Annotated in this window: 18 protein-coding genes and 1 tRNA gene; 8 read left to right on the top strand and 11 right to left on the bottom strand. The window is 61.8% G+C overall.

All coding sequences use genetic code 11. The features are described 5' to 3' along the window. The first annotated feature begins 270 nt into the window (after positions 1 to 270). The 4 genes from G3N97_RS00260 to G3N97_RS00245 all read left to right on the top strand — a co-directional run bounded on the left by G3N97_RS00260 (position 271) and on the right by G3N97_RS00245 (position 3,918). Positions 271 to 1,581, top strand: coding sequence for a chloride channel protein (locus tag G3N97_RS00260; RefSeq protein WP_205991338.1), 1,311 nt, complete (start codon positions 271 to 273; stop codon positions 1,579 to 1,581). A gap of 43 nt (positions 1,582 to 1,624) precedes the next feature. After that, the gene (locus G3N97_RS00255; RefSeq protein WP_205991337.1) at positions 1,625 to 2,296 is read left to right on the top strand and encodes a hypothetical protein; all 672 of its coding nucleotides are present in this window, start codon (positions 1,625 to 1,627) and stop codon (positions 2,294 to 2,296) included. Between the two features lie 124 nt (positions 2,297 to 2,420). Further along, on the top strand, positions 2,421 to 2,870 hold the full coding sequence (locus G3N97_RS00250; protein ID WP_205991336.1) for a hypothetical protein: 450 nt from the start codon (positions 2,421 to 2,423) through the stop codon (positions 2,868 to 2,870). A 37-nt stretch (positions 2,871 to 2,907) separates the two neighbouring features. Beyond that, positions 2,908 to 3,918, top strand: coding sequence for a D-cysteine desulfhydrase family protein (locus tag G3N97_RS00245; protein ID WP_205991335.1), 1,011 nt, complete (start codon positions 2,908 to 2,910; stop codon positions 3,916 to 3,918). 13 nt (positions 3,919 to 3,931) lie between these two features. Here the strand turns inward: G3N97_RS00245 and G3N97_RS00240 are convergent, their stop codons facing one another. From G3N97_RS00240 to G3N97_RS00210, 7 genes are all read right to left on the bottom strand, one after another. Beyond that, on the bottom strand, positions 3,932 to 5,386 hold the full coding sequence (locus tag G3N97_RS00240; protein WP_205991334.1) for an MFS transporter: 1,455 nt from the start codon (positions 5,384 to 5,386) through the stop codon (positions 3,932 to 3,934). A gap of 126 nt (positions 5,387 to 5,512) precedes the next feature. Next, positions 5,513 to 6,745 (bottom strand): type II toxin-antitoxin system HipA family toxin, encoded by a 1,233-nt coding sequence (locus G3N97_RS00235; RefSeq protein WP_205991333.1) that lies wholly within the window; start codon positions 6,743 to 6,745, stop codon positions 5,513 to 5,515. Continuing rightward, on the bottom strand, positions 6,742 to 7,074 hold the full coding sequence (locus G3N97_RS00230) for a helix-turn-helix domain-containing protein (protein WP_205991332.1): 333 nt from the start codon (positions 7,072 to 7,074) through the stop codon (positions 6,742 to 6,744). Before G3N97_RS00230 ends, G3N97_RS00235 begins: the two co-directional genes overlap by 4 nt. Before the next feature lie 189 nt (positions 7,075 to 7,263). Then, on the bottom strand, positions 7,264 to 7,923 hold the full coding sequence (locus G3N97_RS00225; RefSeq protein ID WP_205991331.1) for a glutathione S-transferase family protein: 660 nt from the start codon (positions 7,921 to 7,923) through the stop codon (positions 7,264 to 7,266). Between the two features lie 267 nt (positions 7,924 to 8,190). After that, the gene (locus G3N97_RS00220; protein ID WP_205991330.1) at positions 8,191 to 9,441 is read right to left on the bottom strand and encodes an MFS transporter; all 1,251 of its coding nucleotides are present in this window, start codon (positions 9,439 to 9,441) and stop codon (positions 8,191 to 8,193) included. A gap of 419 nt (positions 9,442 to 9,860) precedes the next feature. Then, entirely contained in the window at positions 9,861 to 11,915 is a 2,055-nt protein-coding gene (locus G3N97_RS00215) for a TonB-dependent copper receptor (RefSeq protein WP_241030264.1), read from the bottom strand. A gap of 160 nt (positions 11,916 to 12,075) precedes the next feature. Continuing rightward, complete coding sequence (locus G3N97_RS00210) at positions 12,076 to 12,507, bottom strand: DUF2946 domain-containing protein (RefSeq protein ID WP_205991328.1); 432 nt, start codon at positions 12,505 to 12,507, stop codon at positions 12,076 to 12,078. Positions 12,508 to 12,599: 92 nt separating this feature from the next. Here G3N97_RS00210 and G3N97_RS00205 point away from each other — a divergent pair, with 92 nt between their 5' ends. Then, complete coding sequence (locus G3N97_RS00205) at positions 12,600 to 12,788, top strand: hypothetical protein (RefSeq protein ID WP_205991327.1); 189 nt, start codon at positions 12,600 to 12,602, stop codon at positions 12,786 to 12,788. 88 nt (positions 12,789 to 12,876) lie between these two features. Here the strand turns inward: G3N97_RS00205 and G3N97_RS00200 are convergent. Together G3N97_RS00200 and G3N97_RS00195 are read right to left on the bottom strand one after the other, a co-directional pair. Beyond that, positions 12,877 to 12,961: transfer RNA gene (locus tag G3N97_RS00200), tRNA-Leu, on the bottom strand. A gap of 119 nt (positions 12,962 to 13,080) precedes the next feature. Then, positions 13,081 to 13,647 carry a DUF4232 domain-containing protein gene (locus tag G3N97_RS00195; RefSeq protein WP_205991326.1) on the bottom strand — a complete coding sequence of 189 codons (567 nt, stop codon included), beginning with the start codon at positions 13,645 to 13,647 and terminating at the stop codon, positions 13,081 to 13,083. Positions 13,648 to 13,833: 186 nt separating this feature from the next. Here G3N97_RS00195 and G3N97_RS00190 point away from each other — a divergent pair, with 186 nt between their 5' ends. Continuing rightward, the gene (locus tag G3N97_RS00190; RefSeq protein ID WP_205991325.1) at positions 13,834 to 15,222 is read left to right on the top strand and encodes a uracil-xanthine permease family protein; all 1,389 of its coding nucleotides are present in this window, start codon (positions 13,834 to 13,836) and stop codon (positions 15,220 to 15,222) included. Positions 15,223 to 15,385: 163 nt separating this feature from the next. After that, positions 15,386 to 15,703 (top strand): DUF4148 domain-containing protein, encoded by a 318-nt coding sequence (locus tag G3N97_RS00185; protein ID WP_205991324.1) that lies wholly within the window; start codon positions 15,386 to 15,388, stop codon positions 15,701 to 15,703. A 43-nt stretch (positions 15,704 to 15,746) separates the two neighbouring features. Here the strand turns inward: G3N97_RS00185 and G3N97_RS00180 are convergent, their stop codons facing one another. Both G3N97_RS00180 and G3N97_RS00175 read right to left on the bottom strand, forming a co-directional pair. Further along, positions 15,747 to 16,550, bottom strand: a complete 804-nt coding sequence (locus G3N97_RS00180) for a transporter substrate-binding domain-containing protein (protein ID WP_205991323.1) — start codon at positions 16,548 to 16,550, stop codon at positions 15,747 to 15,749. A 175-nt stretch (positions 16,551 to 16,725) separates the two neighbouring features. Beyond that, on the bottom strand, positions 16,726 to 17,025 hold the full coding sequence (locus tag G3N97_RS00175; RefSeq protein WP_205991322.1) for a hypothetical protein: 300 nt from the start codon (positions 17,023 to 17,025) through the stop codon (positions 16,726 to 16,728). A 377-nt stretch (positions 17,026 to 17,402) separates the two neighbouring features. On the opposite strand from G3N97_RS00175, the gene G3N97_RS00170 reads away from it, so the two are divergent. Further along, a complete protein-coding gene (locus tag G3N97_RS00170) occupies positions 17,403 to 19,559 on the top strand; it encodes a TonB-dependent receptor (protein WP_205991321.1) in 2,157 nt (718 codons plus the stop codon). The last annotated feature ends 18 nt before the right edge of the window (positions 19,560 to 19,577 follow it).

Below are 19,577 nucleotides of genomic sequence, written 5' to 3'. Positions count from 1 at the left end.
AAGTTTCCTTTAAGTATCCCGGCTTAAATTGATCGATATGTCACATCGTGATCGTTCATCGCAGCGCACCGGTAATGGGTGCGCCGTCGGGTCGCGTGACATGGTGATGTCCTCAGCATGCCGGACTGTACGTCCAGTTGCCACCGGCGCCAACTGGTGGTGGCTTCCCCTGACCCAGCGTGATCGCTGGGTTTTTTTTCGATCATCGGAAACGACGCGCGCGACGGCGCTATCCACACAACAGCAATCAACAACAGGAGAGACGGCACCGTGCGCATTTTCGGGCTGATCGACCGGCGCGCGATCCAGCGCGCCAACCGGCTTTGGCTGCACTACGGCGTGTTCTGGCTGGGCGCGGTGGCCGTGGGCCTCGTCGCCGTGCTTTACGCCAAGCTCATCGACTTCGGTTACGCGCTCTTTCTGCGCTACGCCGCCGAGCACTTCTGGTTGCCGCTGCTGATTGCGCCCGCGATGGGCGCATTGACGGTCTGGATCACGCGGCGCTTTTTCGACGGCGCGGAAGGCAGCGGCATCCCGCAGGTGATCGCCATGCTGCATGGCCCCGATGCGCTCGGGCCCCGGCTGCTCACGTTGCGCATTCTCGTCGGCAAGATTTTCGTGTCGTTTCTCGCCATTCTCGGCGGCTTCACCATCGGCCGCGAAGGTCCGACCATCCACGTGGGCGCGGCGCTCATGTTCAGCCTGCGCCGTTTCTATCCGCAGCGTTTTCGTGCGATCAGCCACGGCGCGCTCGAACGCCGGCTCGCGCTCGCGGGCGCCGCGGCAGGCTTGTCGGCAGCGTTCAATGCGCCGCTCGCGGGCGTGGTGTTCGCCATCGAAGAACTGATGCGCAGTTTCTCTGCACGCACCAGCGGCGTGCTGATCACAGCGATTATCTTCGCGGGTATCGTTTCGCTCGGCCTGCAAGGCAATTACGTGTATTTCGGCACCATCGACATCGGTGCGGGTTTGCCGAAGTGGCTCACGGTGGCCGTCATGCTGATCGGCGTGATTGCGGGCGTGCTCGGCGGCTGCTTCTGCTGGCTGCTACTCAACACGCGGCGCTGGATGCCCGCCCGACTGCTCGACATGCGCGCGAAACAGCCGGTGCGCTTCGGTGCGCTGTGCGGGCTGATCATCGCGATCGTCGGCGTGATTTCGCACGGCCACGCGTTTGGCAGCGGTTATGCCGAAGCGCGCAGCATGCTTGAAGGCAACGCGCACGTGAGCGCCGCGTATCCGCTGTTCAAGATCGTATCGATGGTGGGCTCGTATCTGCCCGGCGCGCCGGGCGGCCTGTTCGCGCCGTCGCTTGCAATTGGCGCGGGCATCGGCAATACGCTGCATATGGTGTTTTCGCAGATGCAACTCTCGATGCTGATTGCGCTCGGCATGGTCGGTTATCTCGCGGCGGTCACGCAGAGTCCGATCACGGCGTTCGTGATCGTCATCGAAATGATCAACGGGCATGCGCTCGTGCTGTCGCTCATGGCGACCGCGCTGATCGCGAGCCGCGTCTCGCGCTTTTTCGCGCCGCCGCTTTACGAAGCGCTTTCGGAACGTTATTTGCGCGAGCCATGACAGACGCGCTCGCGCACAATCGCACGCAATTTACGGGGTTGAAATGAGGCTCGCGGACAATCTGGAACGGCGCCTGCTGGGTACGGCGCGCGTGTTGTGCATCGTGGCGCTCGTCGGCGCGGTGCTGGCGATGATGGCGGTGATCGCCGCTCTATCCGCCTCCGGCAACGCGGACGTGAGCGCCGATCCGCCCGTGAGCGCGAGCGCCGTGCTCGCCTCGATTCCAGGCACGGAAGCGGCCAACGACGCCATTTCGAACAACAACGTCAACAGCGCGAACGACGACGAGGCCACGCTCGAGCTTCCCGCCGCCGCCGGGCTGGCGTTGCCCGCGCCGTTGCGCGCCGTGCTCGATCAGCACAATGCGAGTCAGCCGATGCTCGACGCGTGGCTCGACAATGTACCGCTCGCCGACCGCCAGCAATTCGTCGATGAACTCGGCCAGGTCATCGCGCGCGCGATGCACCATGCGTCGGCCTGGGAATGGGACGACCGCGACCGCTACGTGGCGACGGCGATGAATCAATACGCGCGCTTCAAGATCGAGCGCATCGCCTCGGCGCAATCGCTGATCGAGGCGGCCCAGGCGCGCAGCGCGCAATTCCGCTCGTCGCTGGGCACGCTGCTCGCGTTGGCGGGCTTCCTCACTGTGCTCCTGCTGCTGCTCGCCATCGAGCGCAATACGCGCGCGCTGCGCACACCGCAAAACGGCTGAACGCGGCGTCATCGGCGGGTCACGCGAGATCGGCACGAAGCGTGTATCCTGCACGCTGCGCCGCGGTCAGGCCACGGCGCAAGTCATGCGTGTCCGTACTCCAACCTCGATCTGGAGCATGCCGATGCATCGCGTATATAACTGGACGGCGGCCGTTGCGCTCGCCGCCGCGCTGAGCGCTTTCGCGCCCTTCACCGCAGCGCAATCCACGAACACGGCGGAAAACACCAACGCCGTGCCGCCCGGCATGCCCGTCACGCCCGCCGGCGACGGCACCTTTCTGCTGACCATCGTCCTCAAACACGACGAATCCAAACCGCTGCCGAAGATCAATCAGCAACTCGCCGAACAAGGCTTTTACAAGGCCTTTCCGCCGCCGGGCATCGAAGTCGTGTCGTGGTACGTGATGATGGGACTGGGCCAGGTCGTCACCTTGCGCGTGCCTGCGGCACGGTTGCGCGAAGTGAATCGCGCCATCGAGGAAACGGCCTGGGGCGGCTATCGCACCGAGTTCTATCCAACCTACGATTACAAGGCGCTCGCCGAACAGGCCCGCGCGCGCAACGGGCGATAACGCCCGCTCATCGATACACAACGTCCTCCGCCCTTTCATGAACCCGACCTCACTCGATCTTTCGACCTTCCCCCGCTACGCGCTGCTCGAAGGCCCGACGCCTGTTCAACATTTATCGCGGCTCAGCAAGCAGTTGGGCGGCGCGAATATCTATGTGAAACGCGACGATCTGAACGGACTCGGCGGCGGCGGAAACAAGCTGCGCAAGCTCGAATTCCTGATGGGCGAAGCGCTCGCGCGTGGCGCGGATACGATCATCACCGTCGGCGCGCGGCAGTCGAATCATGCGCGCCTGACGGCGGCGGCGGCCGCGCGTGCGGGACTGCAGTGCGAGTTGGTGCTCACGCGCTCGGTGCCGCGATTCGACGCGGAGTACCTTGAAAACGGCAATATTCTGCTCGACGATCTGCTTGCGGCGCACGTGCATGATCTGCCCGCTGGCACTGACTCGCTGTCATTCGCCGAAGCACGCGCCGATACGTTGCGCACGCAAGGCCGCAACGTCTATGTGTGTCCGCTCGGCGGATCGAGCCCGATTGGCTGCCTCGGTTATGCCGAGGGTGCAGCGGAAATCGCCGCGCAATCGCGCGCGAGCGGTGTCGCGTTCGATCACACCGTCATGCCCAACGGCAGCGGCGGCATGCACGCGGGCTTCGTGGCGGGCATGAAAGCACTTGGTCTGAATCCGTCCAGCGTGACGGCGTTCGCGGTTTACGCCAGCGCGGAGAAAGCGCACGCCACGACGCTCGACAAGGCGAATCAAACTGCGCGCCTCATCGACGCGAGTTTGCTCGTTGAAGCCGGCGACATCGTGATCGACGAATCACAACTCGGCGACGGTTACGGCCTGCCCACCGATGCCATGCGCGCCGCCGTGCGCCTGCTCGCCTCGACGGAAGGTCTGCTGATCGATCCCGTGTATGGCGGCAAGGCGTTTGCGGGTCTGCTGGAGAACGTGCGGAGCGGCCGCTATGGCGCACAAGAGAACGTACTGTTCGTGATGACGGGCGGCCTGCCCGGTTTGTATGCGTATCGCAGCGCGTTTTAGTGATTAGGCGGCGTTAGGCATCGTCGATAGCGGAAAGCGGCGTGGCCACATGTTCGAGCGATTTGCGTTCGGCGTCCACGCCCCAGATCGCGGCGATCAGCGCTGCGCCCAGCATCAGCGCGGAGCCGACGAGATAGCCCGTGAACACTTCGCTGCGCTGATGCGTATCGATCAGTCGTCCGAAGAATGCCGGTCCGATAATGCCGCCGAGCCCGGTGCCGAAGGCATAAAACACCGCGATTGCCAGCGCGCGGATCTCGAGCGGAAACGATTCGCTCACAGTCAGATACGCCGAACTCGCCGCCGCCGAAGCGAAGAAGAAAATCACCATCCACGCTATCGTCTGCTGCACGACGGTGAGCCAACCGTGCGCGAACAGATAGCCGCTCGCGCTCAACAACACGCCCGATAGCGCGTAGGTGGCCGCGATCATCTTGCGGCGGCCCAGCACGTCGAACAGTCTGCCGAGCACGAGCGGCCCGAGGAAATTGCCGAGCGCGAACGGCAGCAGATACAGGCCCACGTCGCCGCCCGGCACGCGATAGAACTCCGTGAGCACGAGCGCGTAAGTGAAGAAGATCGCGTTGTAGAAGAAGGCCTGCGCTGTCATCAACGATAAACCCACGAAGGCGCGGCGGCGATGGCGCACGAAGATCGCGTGCATCACTTCGCTCAACGGCGTGTGACGACGCGCGCGCAGACGCAGCGGTGGCGTCGCGCTGTCGTCGAGCGTATGGCCGACTTCGCGAAAGCGCGATTCGATGCGCTCGACGATCGCGCGTGCTTCGTCGTGCTCGCCATGCGTGAGCAGCCAGCGCGGGCTTTCGGGAATCCAGCGGCGCAGCGGCAAAATGATCAGCGCGAGCACCGCGCCGATGAAGAAGCACGCGCGCCAGCCCCAATCCGGCGGCAAAAAATGCGGATCGAGCAGCGCGTATGAGCCCAGCGCGCCGATGCCCGCGCCGACCCAGAACGTGCCGTTGATGCTGAGATCGGTCCAACCGCGTACGCGGGCGGGCGTGAATTCCTGAATGGTCGAATTGATGGCCGCGTATTCGCCGCCGATGCCCGCGCCGGTCAGCGCGCGAAACACCATGAAGCTCGCGAAGCTCCATGAGCACGCCGTGGCGGCCGTCGCGAGCAGATAGACCGCGAGCGTGATGAAGAACAGCTTGCGTCGTCCGAGCCGGTCGGTGAGCCAGCCGAAGCCGAGCGCGCCCAGCACCGCGCCCGCAATGTACGCGCTGCCCGCGAGTCCGATTTGCGCGTTGTCGACGTGCAGCGCCGGACTCGTTTTCAACGCACTCGCCACCGCGCCCGCGAGCGTCACTTCGAGTCCGTCGAGCAACCACGTCACGCCGAGCGCAACGACGATCAGCACGTGAAAGCGGCCCCACGGCAAGCGGTCGAGGCGCGCCGGGAGATCGGTTTCGACGATCGCGGCTCGATGGTTTATATCGGCGCTCATCGTGAATTGGGTGGAACGGGCGGACTGGCGGGTTTCTGTCTCGCTGGGCATGGACGCGGCTCGCATCGCACGAAAGCGTGCGCAATCGTGACATCGGCAGCAGGTTGCATACCCGGCCGCTTGCGTTCAGTTTGCGGCGAGCAGGCGCAAGCGGTTCGCTTCCACGGCAGCCACGATTTCCGCGACCGTGGCCGCTGAAATCGGATAATCGGCAGCACGCGCCGCCAGTTCGCCCGCGATGCGCGCCGAGCGATCGATGATGCGCGCGGCGCTCGCCGCCTTCACGCCGCTCTCTTTCGCGAGTTTCAGCAAATGGGCGCGCGCGGGCGCACGCGCCTCGCCGCCGATATCCATCTGATGCTGTCCCGCCGGACCGCGATTGAACGTGATGTCGTACGCGGGCGCAATGCGCCAGTGATCGTCGCGATCGAGCCGGAACGAGAAGTTCTTCGCGTGATCGTCGCGATTATTGAAGATCACGTTGAAGACGCAGCGCGCGTACAAGGCCTCGACTTCGCGCACGTCGCGCGTCACGAAGCCCGCGAGGCGCAGCAGATTCGTATAGTCGAGCGACGGCAGCCGGAAGTCCACGTGCGCCACGCCCGCCGCCGTATGCACGGGCACGCGCTGACCGTCCTCGCGATCGAAGCGCGCGATGCCGAACGCAGCGCCCTGCGCGCCGAGATCGAAATACGCGGTGGGCGGCATCTCGATCCCGCACGCGCGCACGAGATCCGAATAAAGCATTTCGATCGCGCACACTTCGGGCGCTTCGTTTTGCGCGGGAAACTTCACGAGCCACGGCGTGCCGGGCGCGTCTTCCGAATTCCACATGCGATTGGCGGCGTGATCCACGTTGACCAGCACTTTCGGCCGCGCGCCATGCGGCGAGCCGCCCATCAGCACCAGTTCGCGCAGCACGGATTCGCTCGCGCCCGCCATCGCCTGCTGCACTTCGTCGGCGATGGTGTGGAGATTCACATCGGCGACCACGATGGGCGCTTCGCTCTCGGGCGCATAGCTCAGCGCGCCCATGCCGCGATGCCCCACCACGGCGAGGCGATCGAGCGGCGAAACCGAATACGGGTCGATGCCGCGCACGCGGAACAGGCGGTCCATCAGCAGCATGCCCCAGCCGTCGGGCAGGCTGTCGGCGACGAGGCCGGGCAAGCGTTGCTGATGCTGCGGAAAGTCGCCGAACGCGGCCGCTTGCAGCGGGAGTTTGAAGCGCGAGAGTTCGAGGCCCCGCTCGCGCGCCGCCTGCGTGTATTCGAAGAGGAGATGCTGGCCGTCGTCCGCGAGCACGCCCAGGTCGAACTGCTCGCCCCAGCCTTCGTAGATCACGCGCAGGCGTTTCATTGGCCGGATCTCCCGGTCGACGTTTTGGCGGACGCGCGGCGCGGCGCACGTTGCCGGTTCGCGCTCGCCTGCTCCATCGCGCGAATCGAGCGCACCTTGAGCTCAAACAGCGCCTCCAGATCGGACGCGCGCCCGAGCGCCTGCGCCACGCGCAGGAAGGTCTCCAGCGTCGCCTGGCCACTACGCTCGAAATTACGCAGCGCGCGCTCGGACACGCCCGCGCGCGCCGCCAGCTCGGCTTGCGTGAGGGACTGCTGAAGCCTCAGGGCGCGCAGCTTCTGAGCCAGTGCGCCCGCGATTTCCTCGACTGTCGCGAGATCGAACAGCATCGCCTGCTCCACGGTCTGTAACAGGCATAATTATACCGTTTATGGTTTATATAGGTCGGTAAACGGCGGAAAATTACCGGTTACATGAACACATACACTAAATTTTTTAATCGGCATAATTTTACCTTTTATCGCTAATTTTCCTCGTTAATCGGCACATTTTCGCCGATTAACTACGGCGATGGACACTCAGTCGCGATCAGGCGCGCCCAGCGGAAACAGGTGCCGATACGGTCGCGCCTCCTCCACCGCGCGCGCAAACGACGGACGCGCGAGCAGCCGCGCACGATACGCCCGCAGCGCGCCGAAGCGCTCGGAAATACGGTGCGTCCAGTCGGCGTAGAAGAGCGAAGGCGCGGCCGCGCAGTCCGCCAGCGTGAAGTCCTCGCCCGCCGCCCAGGTTCGGTCCGCGAGCCGTTCATCGAGCCACGCGTAGGCCAGATCGAGCTTGCCCGCCGCGTACACGTGCGCCGCTTCGCGCTGCGCCGCGTCGCCCGTCAACGCCCCCTCCACCGCGCATTGCACCGGCGTCATCACGTGCAGGTCGAAGAAGCGGTCGAGAAAGCGCACGTCCAGCGCGGCCATCGGCTCGGACGGCAAAAACCGCTGCGCCCCGCCATGCGCGAGCTGCAGATACTCGATGATGATGCTGGTCTCCGCCACGCTGCGTTCGCCGTCCACCAGCACGGGAAACTTGCGCAGCGGCCAGAGCGTCAGCCACGCCTGCGTGTGCTGCGGCGTTTCGGGCCCGATCGTGCGGAACGCGAACGGCGTGTCGTTCTCGTAGAGCGCAACGAGCACCTTCTGCGTATAGGAAGAAAACGGATGACCATAAAGCGCGAGCGACATCGTGAGACCTCCCGGTTAGAAGCAAACCGCGCAATGACACACTGACAATGCGTTGAACGAAGGATGCACGATGCGCCAGACGCGCGCGCATGGCAAGCGCGCGCGACGGCAGAGTGTCGATGGAAGCGGGATCGAAACTCGATCCCGGCGAGGAGCGCTTTTAGTCTTTTATCTTTTGTATTCGAGTAATCGAGTAATCGAGTACTCGAAGCGCTGGCGCTGGCGTTCGGGCGAAAAAACAGCCCGCTCCGCCGGCACACCCGCAAATCAGTCGAGCGACGCGCCGCAATTGCATTCGAGCGACGAGGCGGCCGCCGGACGCGGACGTTCCATCGCCGCGAGACGCTGCAACGTGATGAGCCCCAGCACGGCCAGCCCGCAGCCGAGCACGAAGTCGGCGCGCACGCCCGCATGATCGACGATCGTGCCGCCCACCGACGAACCGAGCGCGATCGCGACCTGAATCACACTGACGAACATCGCCGAACCGGCTTCGGGCCGATCCGCCGTTCCGCGCTGAATCCACACGCTGAAGCACAGCGGGAGTGCGCCGAACGCGACGCCCCACATCAGCATCGCTGCGATTTCGCCGATGCGCACGTGATCGAGCAACAGCATTGACGAAAGCGCGCACAGCAGCAGCGCCGTCATCGCCGCGACCGATGTTTTCAAACGATTCGCCACCACCATCGACAACAACGCATTCGAGAAAAAGCCAATCACGCCGAATGCGAGCAACAACAGCGTAATGGCGCCCAGCGAAAAATCCTGCTGCAACAGCGGCGCAATAAACGTATAGGTCGAAAAATGCGCGCCGAAAACCAGTGCGACCATCAGCATGCTCAGACGCGTGTGCGGACGGCGCATCAATTCGACGAAATTCGCGATACGCAGCGCGGTGGCGGACGGCAGCGACGGCACGAGGAGCGCCTGCGCAATCAGCGCGACCGCAACGAGCCCGCCCGTCGTGAGAAACGACGCGCGCCACGACGCCAGGCCTGCGATAAAGGTGCCGAGCGGCACGCCGATCACCGTGGCGCAGGTCACGCCCGTGAGAATGATGGCGGTGGCGCGCGCGGCGTCGCTGACTTGTACGAGACGTCCGGCTGCGGCAGTCGCGAGCGTCCAGAAACCGCCGAGCGCCGCGCCGAGCATCGCGCGGCCGATCAGCATGACGGCGAAATTCGTCGACATGGCCGACACGATATTGGACGCGAGCAGCATGGCGGTGAGCAGCAGAAACACGCGGCGCCGATCCATACGGCCCGCGAGAATCAGCATGCCAGGCGCGAAAATCGCAGCGAGTACGCCTGGCGTGGTCACCATCAGACCCGCCGTGCCCGGCGTCACGCCAAGATCGCGCGCAATCTGGGGCAGGAGCCCGACCGGAAGAAATTCGGACGTGACGAAAGCGAATGCGCTAATGGCGACGGCAAAAACCGCGAGCCACTGACGCAATGTCGTTTCGGCGCCGGGGCGTAGCGACGCCGCATCGACGGGTTGTTCGTTGATGTGCATGGAACTGTTTTAGAGAGGCGAATAATAAAAGCGATTGTTCGGTCAATCCGCGCTAAATAGCGGAGAAAATACGGATAACCGGATTCGCTGCGGGGTTCTTTCTAACTTAACATCGCAGAAAGAAAATTGTGTGAGTGTTTTAAAAAACCGAATACGTCAGTAGGGTCTTGAAACGAATTCCGAACGCACGCAGCGCCCGAAATCTGCGTCAAATGGACGCAAACATCGGGCGCGAATCGCAGTCATCGGTAAAAAAGAAACGGCGAAAAAATAGTGACGCGGGCGTAGCGGATCAGCAGAAAGGCTTCAGCCGGAAGCGGCGTGTGCGTATTTTACCAACGCTCGCCCACGCCCGCAAAAATGATCTGGATGTGGTGGGCTTCACGTTTGCACACGACAGCATTTGTGTCTTCAGCGCCTCACATTCTGAAGCGCAATCGGCCCCAGATCGTGCGCCCCGGCTCCATGATGGCGACGCCGCCGGGATAGCCGAATCCCGCGTTGCCCGCGAGATTCAGATGCTCGCTATAGGCCTTGTCAAACAGGTTGTCGACGCCAATCGAGAATTGCGTGCGTTTATCCAGATCGTATTGTGCATGCAGCGACACCACGCCGAAACCCGCGCTCGGCCCGAAGTCCTGCCCGACCACATTGCCTTCGTGCAGCGCATAACGCCGTTGCGGCGCGACGATGCGCCAGAGCGCGCCGACCGACCACGCACGCCACGTATAGTCGGCATTCAGACGCACGTCGAGTGGCGGAATTTGCGGCAGCGGTTCACCGCTGCCGGCGTTGCGTCCCCACGCATAGGCCGCCGACATGCCCAGTTTCCATCCCGCGCCCGCGCGCCATGTTGCGCCCAATTCGCCGCCCATGATTTGCGCATTCACGTTGCTGGCCTGCGAGACATTCGATTGCGTCCCTGTGCCGTAGGTGAACAGAATGAAATCGTCGACATAGCCCGCATAAGCCGAAATCCACGCATCGATCGCATCGCTACGATAATGCGCACCGATATCGAATTGCGTTGTTTTTTCAGGCTCGATACCTGCGAATGCGTTGGCGGCATTTGCGGGTCCGCGTGTGGGCGAAAACAGTTCCCAGTAATTCGGAAAACGTTCGGTATGGCCGACGCCGGCGTACCACGTCAGCGGCAACGTGCGTGCAGTTTGTTCGTAGCGAAGGAATCCGCCGGGCAACGTGCGCGTGCGGGTGGCATTCGCGGTGGGATTGGGCTGCGCCATCGACATCATGGAAGCGCTCGTGGTCTCGCGCTCGTCGGTGGCGGCCGCGCGATCGAGACGAAGACCCGCCACCACGCGCTGCGTTTCGCTCGCGTCCCATGTGACCTCGGAAAACAGGCCGTAGTTCGTCATTTGCGCAGAGGGCGTCCACGACAAATCAGACGGACTTTGCAGCCCCATCGCCGAACGCGAATCGAGCCAGTTCGTCTGCGCGTCGAAACCCACGATCCATTGCAGGTTGTCGCCGGTATCGAGCGTCGCCGCTACGCGGCCGCCTGCCGTTCGGCGACGCACATCCGAGGCCATCGCCATGCTGCCGGACGGCGTCTCGCGCAACGTATAGTTATCCATACGATGTTCGAACGCATTGTAGTAGACCTGCGCTTCGATCTTCCGGATCACGCTGCCAAGATGCTGTTTCTCGAATCGCAATGCAACGCTGTCACGCTTGAAACGCACGCCATCCATGCTGCGGCCGGCGTAACGCGCGTGACCGTTTCCCGTTCCCGCGTCGAGTTCGATGCGCGTATCCGCATCGGGCGTCACGCCGAGTGCGATATCGGTATTCCATTTATCCCAGGCGGAAGGCACCGATTGACCGTTGCCGTCATGATAATCCTGCGCGTGCGATTTGTTCGCGTTCACGCGCGCGTAGACATCGGGATTGCCCGCCGTGAATTCGAGATTCTCGTCGTTGCGTCCGTTCGAGCCCCCCATCACACTCGCATCCACGTGCGCACCGGCTGTGTCGAAGCGCGGTGCTTCGCGCTCGAACAACACCGTGCCCGCCGATGCGCCGGGACCATACAACACGGTTTGCGGCCCTTTGATAACCGTGACCTTGTCGTAGCTCTCCGGCGCGACGTATGACGACGGCGAGTCCATGCGCGCCGGACACGCACCTTGTGTCGGCGCGCCATTCGCAAGCAGATTCAGACGCGAGCCGAACATGCCGCGCAGAACGGGATCGCCATTGGTGCCGCCACTGCGAATCGCCGTGAAACCCGGCACGGTCTTCAGATAATCAGCGCCGTCACTCGCGGGTAACGGCTGACGCGGCGTTTTGGGATCGGTAACGGAGATAAAAGAATTCTTGAGCGGACGCGCGACCACTTCGACGCGTGGAAGCACGAACTCCGCCTCCGGAACGACGCCGCTCGATACATCGTCCTGAGACGCGGCTTGTGCATCAAATGATCGGCACAACACCGATCCGAAAATAAACGCCATACGTGCCGCGACGTGAATCGCGGAAGAAGCTTTTGAATTGAACATTCGACCCAACCCATTCGACAAACCAATTCGACAAGTCCAATAGAGCCACCCCGCGCGATACAGAGCAATCGCACGGTGAGGCAATGACTGGCAGCAGGAAAGCGATGAAACGCGATCAGGCGTCGAATGGCGGCGCGCGCAGTGGACGGCGCAGATAGCGCACGCGTGGGAGATCGACACGAACCATCGTCGGCACGGATAAACGCACGCCGAGATTGAATCGAGTGATCTGGTGCGAAGCCGTGCTTAATGCGGGCGAATGCGCGAGCAGGCTGCAATAGCCGCACGCGTCGAGATGCGCGGCTAAAGATTTTCCGGTTTGTGTGCTGGTGCCGCTTGCGCCATCGTGACCGGCGGCGCTGCAAAGCACATCGACAGGCACCTGCCCGCGTTCGATCAGTTGCGTGCCGAGCGGCGCGCATACGGCCAGCAGGATCGCAAAGATCCCAAGCCAGGCGGTAAGGCGGTTCGATCGGCGGAACATCGGGCGAAAGCAGGCTTCGTGGTGCGGGCAAATTTCAGGTCGGAGCCTTGAGCGCGCGATCAATCAACGAAATGCGTGCGAAGTTCGCGCGACAGGCGCGGCCATTTTGTTGTTAGCGAGCGCGAAAGGAAACCGAAGGCTCTGCGAGCATTGATATGCGTCACGGTGGCGCGCAATGTGGTGGTCGGCGCTGCGACGTGTTGTCCGCGTTGACGTTGACGTTGGCCTTCACGCGCGAATGGCAGCAGGCGCGGAAAAGCGTTAAAAACCCGAGCGGATTTTTAAACAGACAGTATGAAAATGGAAAAGCCGAAGCATTGTTTGCGCCGAAAACAACGGCGTAAATGCTGGCAGATCGAACAAGAAGTGCAAAAGACCCGTGGGTCTTTTACCTTCTTCGATCATTAGTATCCTCGAGAAAAGGATACTCTCTGGTGCTCAGGGCGGGACTCGAACCCGCATGCCTCGCGGCGCTACCCCCTCAAGATAGTGCGTCTACCAATTTCGCCACCTGAGCAAGAGGGTCGCCATTGTATCGACAAACTTTCGATTTGCGAAGCCTTTTTTCATCAATTCTTCACGAGCCGATTGAAGGCTTCGCAAACGCTCCATTTCAGGCGCGTACAACGAGTTCGATCATTCCGGCGATGACGTGAATGGGACGACCTGATAACGCGGACCGTCGTTCGCCGTCCCGCACAGATGGCCGCGAATACGCGCCGTCAACGCGCCTTCTCCGATACGCAGCCGCACATAAGCGGGATCGATACATTGCGTGTTGTCGAACACCTCGCCGGATACCCAGCGCAAACTCCCTTTCGCGTCGCCCTTCGCCGCCAGCGTGACGGGCCGCACCACCGGTCCGGGATGCATGCCCGGCATCGGTTGCACCGAGGCGCGCAGCACACGCTTGTGCGAATCGAGAAACGACACCGGAACGCGTCCGGGCAACACGCAGGCTGTGTTGCCGCGATTGCGCAGCACGATATACGTGCCGCTATGCGACATGCCATTGAAATCGCCGCCGCCATCGTCCAGACGTAAGGAGAGTTGATCCGTCCGGCAGAGCAGAACGGCTTGATTGCCGCTTGCCTGCGTCGCCTGACTGGTTTGCGGTGCGTCGGCGGCATCGGCAGCGCCGCTCGCGAGCAGCAATGCGAAGCCGCAAGCCGTGGCTGCGCGTAAATGAATACGGATGGTCATCGTTTTCCTGTTCGCCTTTGTGGAATTGGCCCCAGTAAATAAGGGGGCCAGTCGCCTGAAAAGTTCCACCGTCGCTACAGTTTCCTGAGTGCGCGAGAGCCCCGAAACCGCCGACGTCGGCCATGATCGGCACCAACCCGGTAAAATCTCGCCTTTTCCTTTCCAACCGCCTTCACCGCCTCGCCGATGCAACCCGCTTCCCCCGCCCCACGCGCCACCCCGAGCGGCGACGACGCCGACCCGACGCACGACCTCGTCTACGGCCCCGACGACCGCCCCGCCCCGACCATCGCGTTCGTGGCCGCGCTACAGCATCTGCTGGCCATTCTCGTGCCTATCGTCACGCCCGGCCTGCTGATCTGCCAGGCGCTCAACGTATCCAGCCGCGACACCACGCTGATCGTTTCGATGTCGCTCGTGATTTCGGGCATCGCTACCTTCCTGCAGTGCAAGCGTTTCGGCCCGCTGGGCGCGGGCCTGCTCATCGTTCAGGGCACCAGCTTCAATTTCGTCGGTCCGCTGATCGCGGGCGGCAGTCTGATGGTCAAGCAAGGCACGCCGGTCGAAACGGTGATGTCGGCTATTTTCGGCGTGGTCATCGCGGGCTCGTTGGTGGAAATGGGCGTCTCGCGCATCCTGCCCTTCGTCAAGCGCCTGATCACGCCGCTCGTCACGGGCATCGTGGTGCTGCTCATCGGCCTCACGCTGATCAAGGTCGGTCTCATCAGCATGGGCGGCGGCTATAGCGCAATCGCGAAGGGCAATTTCGCGAGCCCGCAGAATCTCGCGCTGTCGTGCACCGTGCTGGGCACGATCATTCTGCTCAATCGCGTGCCCGTGGTGTGGGTTCGCAGCACGGCGCTCGTGATCGCACTCGCCATCGGCTATCTCGTGGCAGGCCTGCTCGGTCGTCTCGACTTTACGGGCGCGCGCGAAGCCGCCGTGTTTCAGATTCCGACCCCGCTGCATTTCGGCATTGGTTTCTCGTGGTCGCTGTTCGTGCCGATGCTGATTATTTACCTCGTCACTTCGCTCGAAGCGATCGGCGACGTCACCGCGACCAGCAAGATTTCGAAGCAGCCTGTCGAAGGTCCCCTGTGGATGCAGCGCATTAAAGGCGGCGTGCTCGTCAATGGTTTCAATTCGCTGCTGGCCGGCGTGTTCAACACGTTCCCGAGTTCGGTGTTCGCGCAGAACAACGGCGTGATTCAACTCACGGGCATTGCGAGCCGCCACGTCGGCCTCTGGATCGCGGGCATGCTCGTGCTGCTCGGTTTGTTCCCGCCGGTCGCGGGCGTGTTGCAAGCCGTGCCGGAGCCGGTGCTCGGTGGCGCAGCGATGGTGATGTTCGGCGCGGTGGCCGCGTCCGGCATCAACATTCTGTCGGGCATTACGCTCGATCGCCGCGCGCTGCTGATCATCGCCGTTTCGCTGGCGCTGGGTCTCGGCGTTTCGCAGGTGCCGGAGATTCTGACGAGCCTGCCGCATGCGCTCAAGAATGTGCTGGAATCGGGCGTCGCGACGGGCGGTATCTGCGCGCTCGTGATGAACTGGTTCCTTCCCGAACGAAAATAAACTTCGTGGATGGCGACGCGTGCGCTTGCGTCGCCATCCTGCACGTCGTTACAAATGCACGGGAATAGCGTGCGCCCCGCGACGGTATAACCGGTGCAGTCTCTTTCGCACCGGCCGGACATGTTCTTCCCGCCGAATTCTTCCTTATCCTGAGGAGTTCGAAATGAAATTCCCCCGCACGCTCGTCCTTACGCTGTCCGTCTGCGCCTCCATGAGCGCATCGATCGCCGCATCCGCTCAAGGTCTCACGCGCGAACAGGTTCGCGAACAATTGATCGAAGCGCAGGCCAACGGTTCACGCTTCGTCACCGACGCCTCCTATCCCGACGTCAGCCCCGTCTTCGCTCAACAGGTCGAGCACAGCCAGACGGCGCACGCTAGCGGCATGGGCGCGCCCATGCAAGGCACGAGCGAAACCGGCTCGCCGCAAACCGTCTGCGTCGGGCCGGTGAGTTTCTGCAATCTCTATACGGGCGGTTAAGCCACGATCAGGGCGGCGCGCGCTTTGGCCTTCGCTTTGGCCTTTACTGCGCGATCGGCACGGTCACATCGCTGCCGAACCAGTGCATCGAGATTTTCTTGAGCGTGCCGTCCTGCTTCAATTGCGTCAGCGCGTCGTTGATCGCCTTCTCGAACTTGGGATTGTTCTTGCGGAACGGAATGCCCATTTCCTGGTTTGCGCCCTGAAGCACCGCGCCGGGACGCAGCGGCAAATGCGAAGTCTTGATCATGTACGGCAGCATCAGCCGATCGTCGATAGTGGCGTCGATGCGCTTCGCCGCGAGATCGCGCAATTTCTCCGGCGCGCCCGGATAGGTCTGCACGTTGATGCCCGGCACCGCGCGCGCCATCTGATCGTAATTCGTGCCGAGCGTCACGCCGAGTTTCTTGTCGCCCTTGAATTCGTCGAGCGATTTGAATTCGCGTTTATCGTCGGCGCGCTGAATCAATTGCGCCGCCGAATACGTATAAGGCTGACTGAAATCCACGGCCTGCTGACGTTGCGGCGTGATGGTCACCTGATTGACGATTACGTCGAATTTACCTGCCTGCAGCGCAGCAATGATGCCGCTCCACTCCGTGGGAACGAACTCGGGTTTGACGCCGAGTTTCGCCGCCACGGCTTTCGCCACGTCGACATCAAAACCTTCGAGCTGTCCTGCACTGTTGCGTGAATCGAACGGCGGATACGTACCCTCGAGACCGACCTTGAGCACGCCCGACTGCTTCACGCTGTCGAGCAGATCTTCCGCATGCGCGGCCACCGACATCGCACCCCATGCCGAGGCGGCAAGCACACCCGTGAACAGCAGCTTCGCAAGCTTCATTCGACGTCTCCTCCTGAGCGGATGATTCGCAAATTGAATAACGCACGCAAGGGCGATGCGGCACCGTTTCGCGAAAGCATACTATGAAGAAGAATGCACGCCGGCGATATCAGGCGAAGCGCTAATCGTCAGTTGGTGACGCGCTAACCCACGCGCCGGTCGCCGTCATTCGCCGTCATTCGCCGTACGCGGCCATCACAATCCACATGGCGCGGTCGTCATTGCAGACTTCGGCGGCCAGCGCATAGGGATCTTGTGGACTGCACGCGAGCTGGAGCGCCTTGCGGGCTTTTTCCGTGTCGTCGTAGCACTGGTCCGACAAGGGGCGAACCTCGTTGCGCCCTTCGAACATTTTCTGATTCAGGCGATAAACAAGCGGTTCGCTTTTCCATGTAACGAAACATTCGCGGACGTGGCGAAAATCGCCGCGGCAAATGTTGACCTGGTAATGCGGGCGTGTGGATTGGGCGTTCATGATTCACTTCCTCCTTGCATCGGCTGCGCCTGCGCGCCGGTCGCCTCGACGTATCCCTGCGTAGCTGATTGATAGCGTGCATACACCATGCCCGGCCGCGCCGCCACCCACTTCGCCTCGCCGCGCAATCCCGTCAAACGAATTTATTACATCTGAAAGCTAAAAAGCGCCAAAAATCGAGCCTCTTTCATTCGATATACCAAACACAAACATTACAAACTAAATTCAATTGCTGACGATTTTTCTTTCCATCGAATTCTCTGGAATTTTCTCAATGTTACGTTATATCATTCCACGAAATTTTCCCGGTGACCGACGCGAGTTCTGCGTCGTCGCGCAACGCTGCCAGCCAAAAATAACCTACGCCCAACGGCACCATGAACCACCACCGCACACTCCTTGCTCGCGCGGCGCTCGTCGCGTTCGCCATCGTCGCGGCCAATCCGGCCCGTAGCGCAGAGACCGACACCCCGACCGACGCCACGACGAATAACGCCGCCACGGCCAGCAACGCGAGCGCAAACACGCTCGACGTGCAGGTCAATGCAAAGCGCCTCGACGAAGCGCGCAACGGCCTGCTTCCGGAAACCGGCAGCAGCATTTATCGCATTACTCAAAGCGATATTCAGTCGATGCCGCAAGGTGCGAATACGCCGTTGAATCAGGTGCTTCTGCAGGCACCCGGCGTCGCGAACGACTCCTATGGGCAATTGCACGTGCGCGGCGATCACGCCGATCTGCAATACCGGATCAACGGCATCATGATTCCCGAGCCGATTAGCGGTTTTGGCCAGTCGCTCGATACGCGCATCATCGATCAGGTCAATCTGCTCACCGGCGCGCTGCCCGCCGAATACGGCTATCGCACCGCCGGCATTGTCGATATCCGCACGAAATCAGGCGATTTCGGCGATGGCGGGTCGATCGACGTCTATGGCGGCAGTCACCAGACCTTGCAGACGAGCGCCGACGTGTACGGCAGCAAGGGCGATTTCAGTTATTTCTTTAGCGGTTCGCTCGGAGAAAACAATCTGGGCATCGAGGCGCCCACTGCGTCGCCGAATCCGATTCACGACCATACGCGCCAAGGTAACGCGTTCGGTTATATGTCGTACATCATCAATCCGCTCACACGCGTGAGTGTGATGTTCGGCACGGCGGCCAATCAGTTTCAGATTCCGAACACGCCGGGCCTTACACCCAGTTTCATGCTGGCCGGTACGCCGAGTTTCAATTCCGCGAATCTGAATGAAACGCAGTCGGAATTGAATAACTTTGCGGTGGTGGCACTGCAAGGCACGAATGGCGGCGCGCTCGACTATCAGGTCGCGCTGTTCACGCGCTACACGCGCACGCAATTCAATCCGGATCCGGTCGGCGATCTGATCTACAACGGCGTGGCCTCGCAGGACTTTCACAGCGATACCGCCAACGGTCTGCAAGCGGATACCACCTACCGGCTCAACGAGCATCACACGTTGCGCGCGGGCGTGTTGTTCCAGCAGGAGCATGCGAACTTCTGGGACAACGTCTCGGTATTTCCGGCCGACGCCGATGGCAATCAAACTTCGGACGTGCCCTACACGCTCTCCGACTCCAGCAGCAAGACCGGCTATCTCTACAGCGCCTATATACAGGACGAATGGAAGATCACCGATCGCCTGACGCTCAACTATGGATTGCGTTACGACGGCATGGACGAGTACGTGCAGGCGAGCCAGTTGAGTCCGCGTATCGGCGCGATTTTCAAGCTCACGCCCACCACGTCGTTTCACGCCGGTTATGCGCGTTACTTCACGCCGCCGTCATTCGAACTCGTGTCGAATTCGACCATCAGCCGTTACAACGGCACGACGAATCAAAGCGAGGTCACGCAAAACGATCCGGTGCAGCCCGAGCGCGACGATTATTTCGACCTGGGCGTCACGCAACAACTCGGCTCGGATCTCACGCTGGGACTCGACGCTTACTACAAGAAAGCGCACAACCTGCTCGATCTCGGCCAGTTCGGCACCGCACTCATTTATACGCCGTTCAACTACCAGTATGGGCGCGTGTATGGCGTGGAATTCACGGCCAATTACAAGCACGACAATGTTTCCGCCTATCTGAATGTGGCGTTCAGCCGTGCGCAAGGCAAGAACGTGGATTCCGCGCAATTCAATTTCGGTGCGGACGAACTCGCGTTCATCAGCAATCACTGGGTCTTTCTCGATCACGACCAGCGCGTGACCGCGTCGTTCGGCGGGGCGTACAACTGGCATCGCACCACGTTCACAATGGATGGCACCGTGGGCAGCGGCCTGCGCAACGGCTTCGCGAATACCGGCAAGCTGCCGCTCTATGCACAGTTCAATCTGGCCGTGATTCAGCACTTCAATTTGCCGATGATCGGCAAGGTGGATGGTCGCTTCGTGGTGGAAAACGCATTCGGTCGAACCTATGAATTGCGCGACGGCTCCGGCATCGGCGTATTCGCGCCGCAATACGGCCCATATCGCGCGTTCTACGCCGGCCTCACGAAATACTTCTGACGAATCTCTTCGCATCTA

It is taken from the genome of Paraburkholderia sp. Ac-20347, from assembly GCF_017104805.1.
Lineage (GTDB): Bacteria > Pseudomonadota > Gammaproteobacteria > Burkholderiales > Burkholderiaceae > Paraburkholderia > Paraburkholderia tropica.
Note: the sequence above shows the minus strand (reverse complement) of the source record. Positions and strands in the feature narration are given on the sequence as shown.

Coding starts and splice junctions, on each gene's coding strand:
- G3N97_RS00255 (WP_205991337.1), top strand. CDS start 1,625: ATGAGGCTCGCGGACAATCTGGAACGGCGCCTGCTGGGTACGGCGCGC.
- G3N97_RS00250 (WP_205991336.1), top strand. CDS start 2,421: ATGCATCGCGTATATAACTGGACGGCGGCCGTTGCGCTCGCCGCCGCG.
- G3N97_RS00245 (WP_205991335.1), top strand. CDS start 2,908: ATGAACCCGACCTCACTCGATCTTTCGACCTTCCCCCGCTACGCGCTG.
- G3N97_RS00240 (WP_205991334.1), bottom strand. CDS start 5,386: ATGAGCGCCGATATAAACCATCGAGCCGCGATCGTCGAAACCGATCTC.
- G3N97_RS00235 (WP_205991333.1), bottom strand. CDS start 6,745: ATGAAACGCCTGCGCGTGATCTACGAAGGCTGGGGCGAGCAGTTCGAC.
- G3N97_RS00230 (WP_205991332.1), bottom strand. CDS start 7,074: ATGCTGTTCGATCTCGCGACAGTCGAGGAAATCGCGGGCGCACTGGCT.
- G3N97_RS00225 (WP_205991331.1), bottom strand. CDS start 7,923: ATGTCGCTCGCGCTTTATGGTCATCCGTTTTCTTCCTATACGCAGAAG.
- G3N97_RS00220 (WP_205991330.1), bottom strand. CDS start 9,441: ATGCACATCAACGAACAACCCGTCGATGCGGCGTCGCTACGCCCCGGC.
- G3N97_RS00215 (WP_241030264.1), bottom strand. CDS start 11,915: ATGGCGTTTATTTTCGGATCGGTGTTGTGCCGATCATTTGATGCACAA.
- G3N97_RS00205 (WP_205991327.1), top strand. CDS start 12,600: ATGCGTCACGGTGGCGCGCAATGTGGTGGTCGGCGCTGCGACGTGTTG.
- G3N97_RS00195 (WP_205991326.1), bottom strand. CDS start 13,647: ATGACCATCCGTATTCATTTACGCGCAGCCACGGCTTGCGGCTTCGCA.
- G3N97_RS00190 (WP_205991325.1), top strand. CDS start 13,834: ATGCAACCCGCTTCCCCCGCCCCACGCGCCACCCCGAGCGGCGACGAC.
- G3N97_RS00185 (WP_205991324.1), top strand. CDS start 15,386: ATGAAATTCCCCCGCACGCTCGTCCTTACGCTGTCCGTCTGCGCCTCC.
- G3N97_RS00180 (WP_205991323.1), bottom strand. CDS start 16,550: ATGAAGCTTGCGAAGCTGCTGTTCACGGGTGTGCTTGCCGCCTCGGCA.
- G3N97_RS00175 (WP_205991322.1), bottom strand. CDS start 17,025: ATGAACGCCCAATCCACACGCCCGCATTACCAGGTCAACATTTGCCGC.
- G3N97_RS00170 (WP_205991321.1), top strand. CDS start 17,403: ATGAACCACCACCGCACACTCCTTGCTCGCGCGGCGCTCGTCGCGTTC.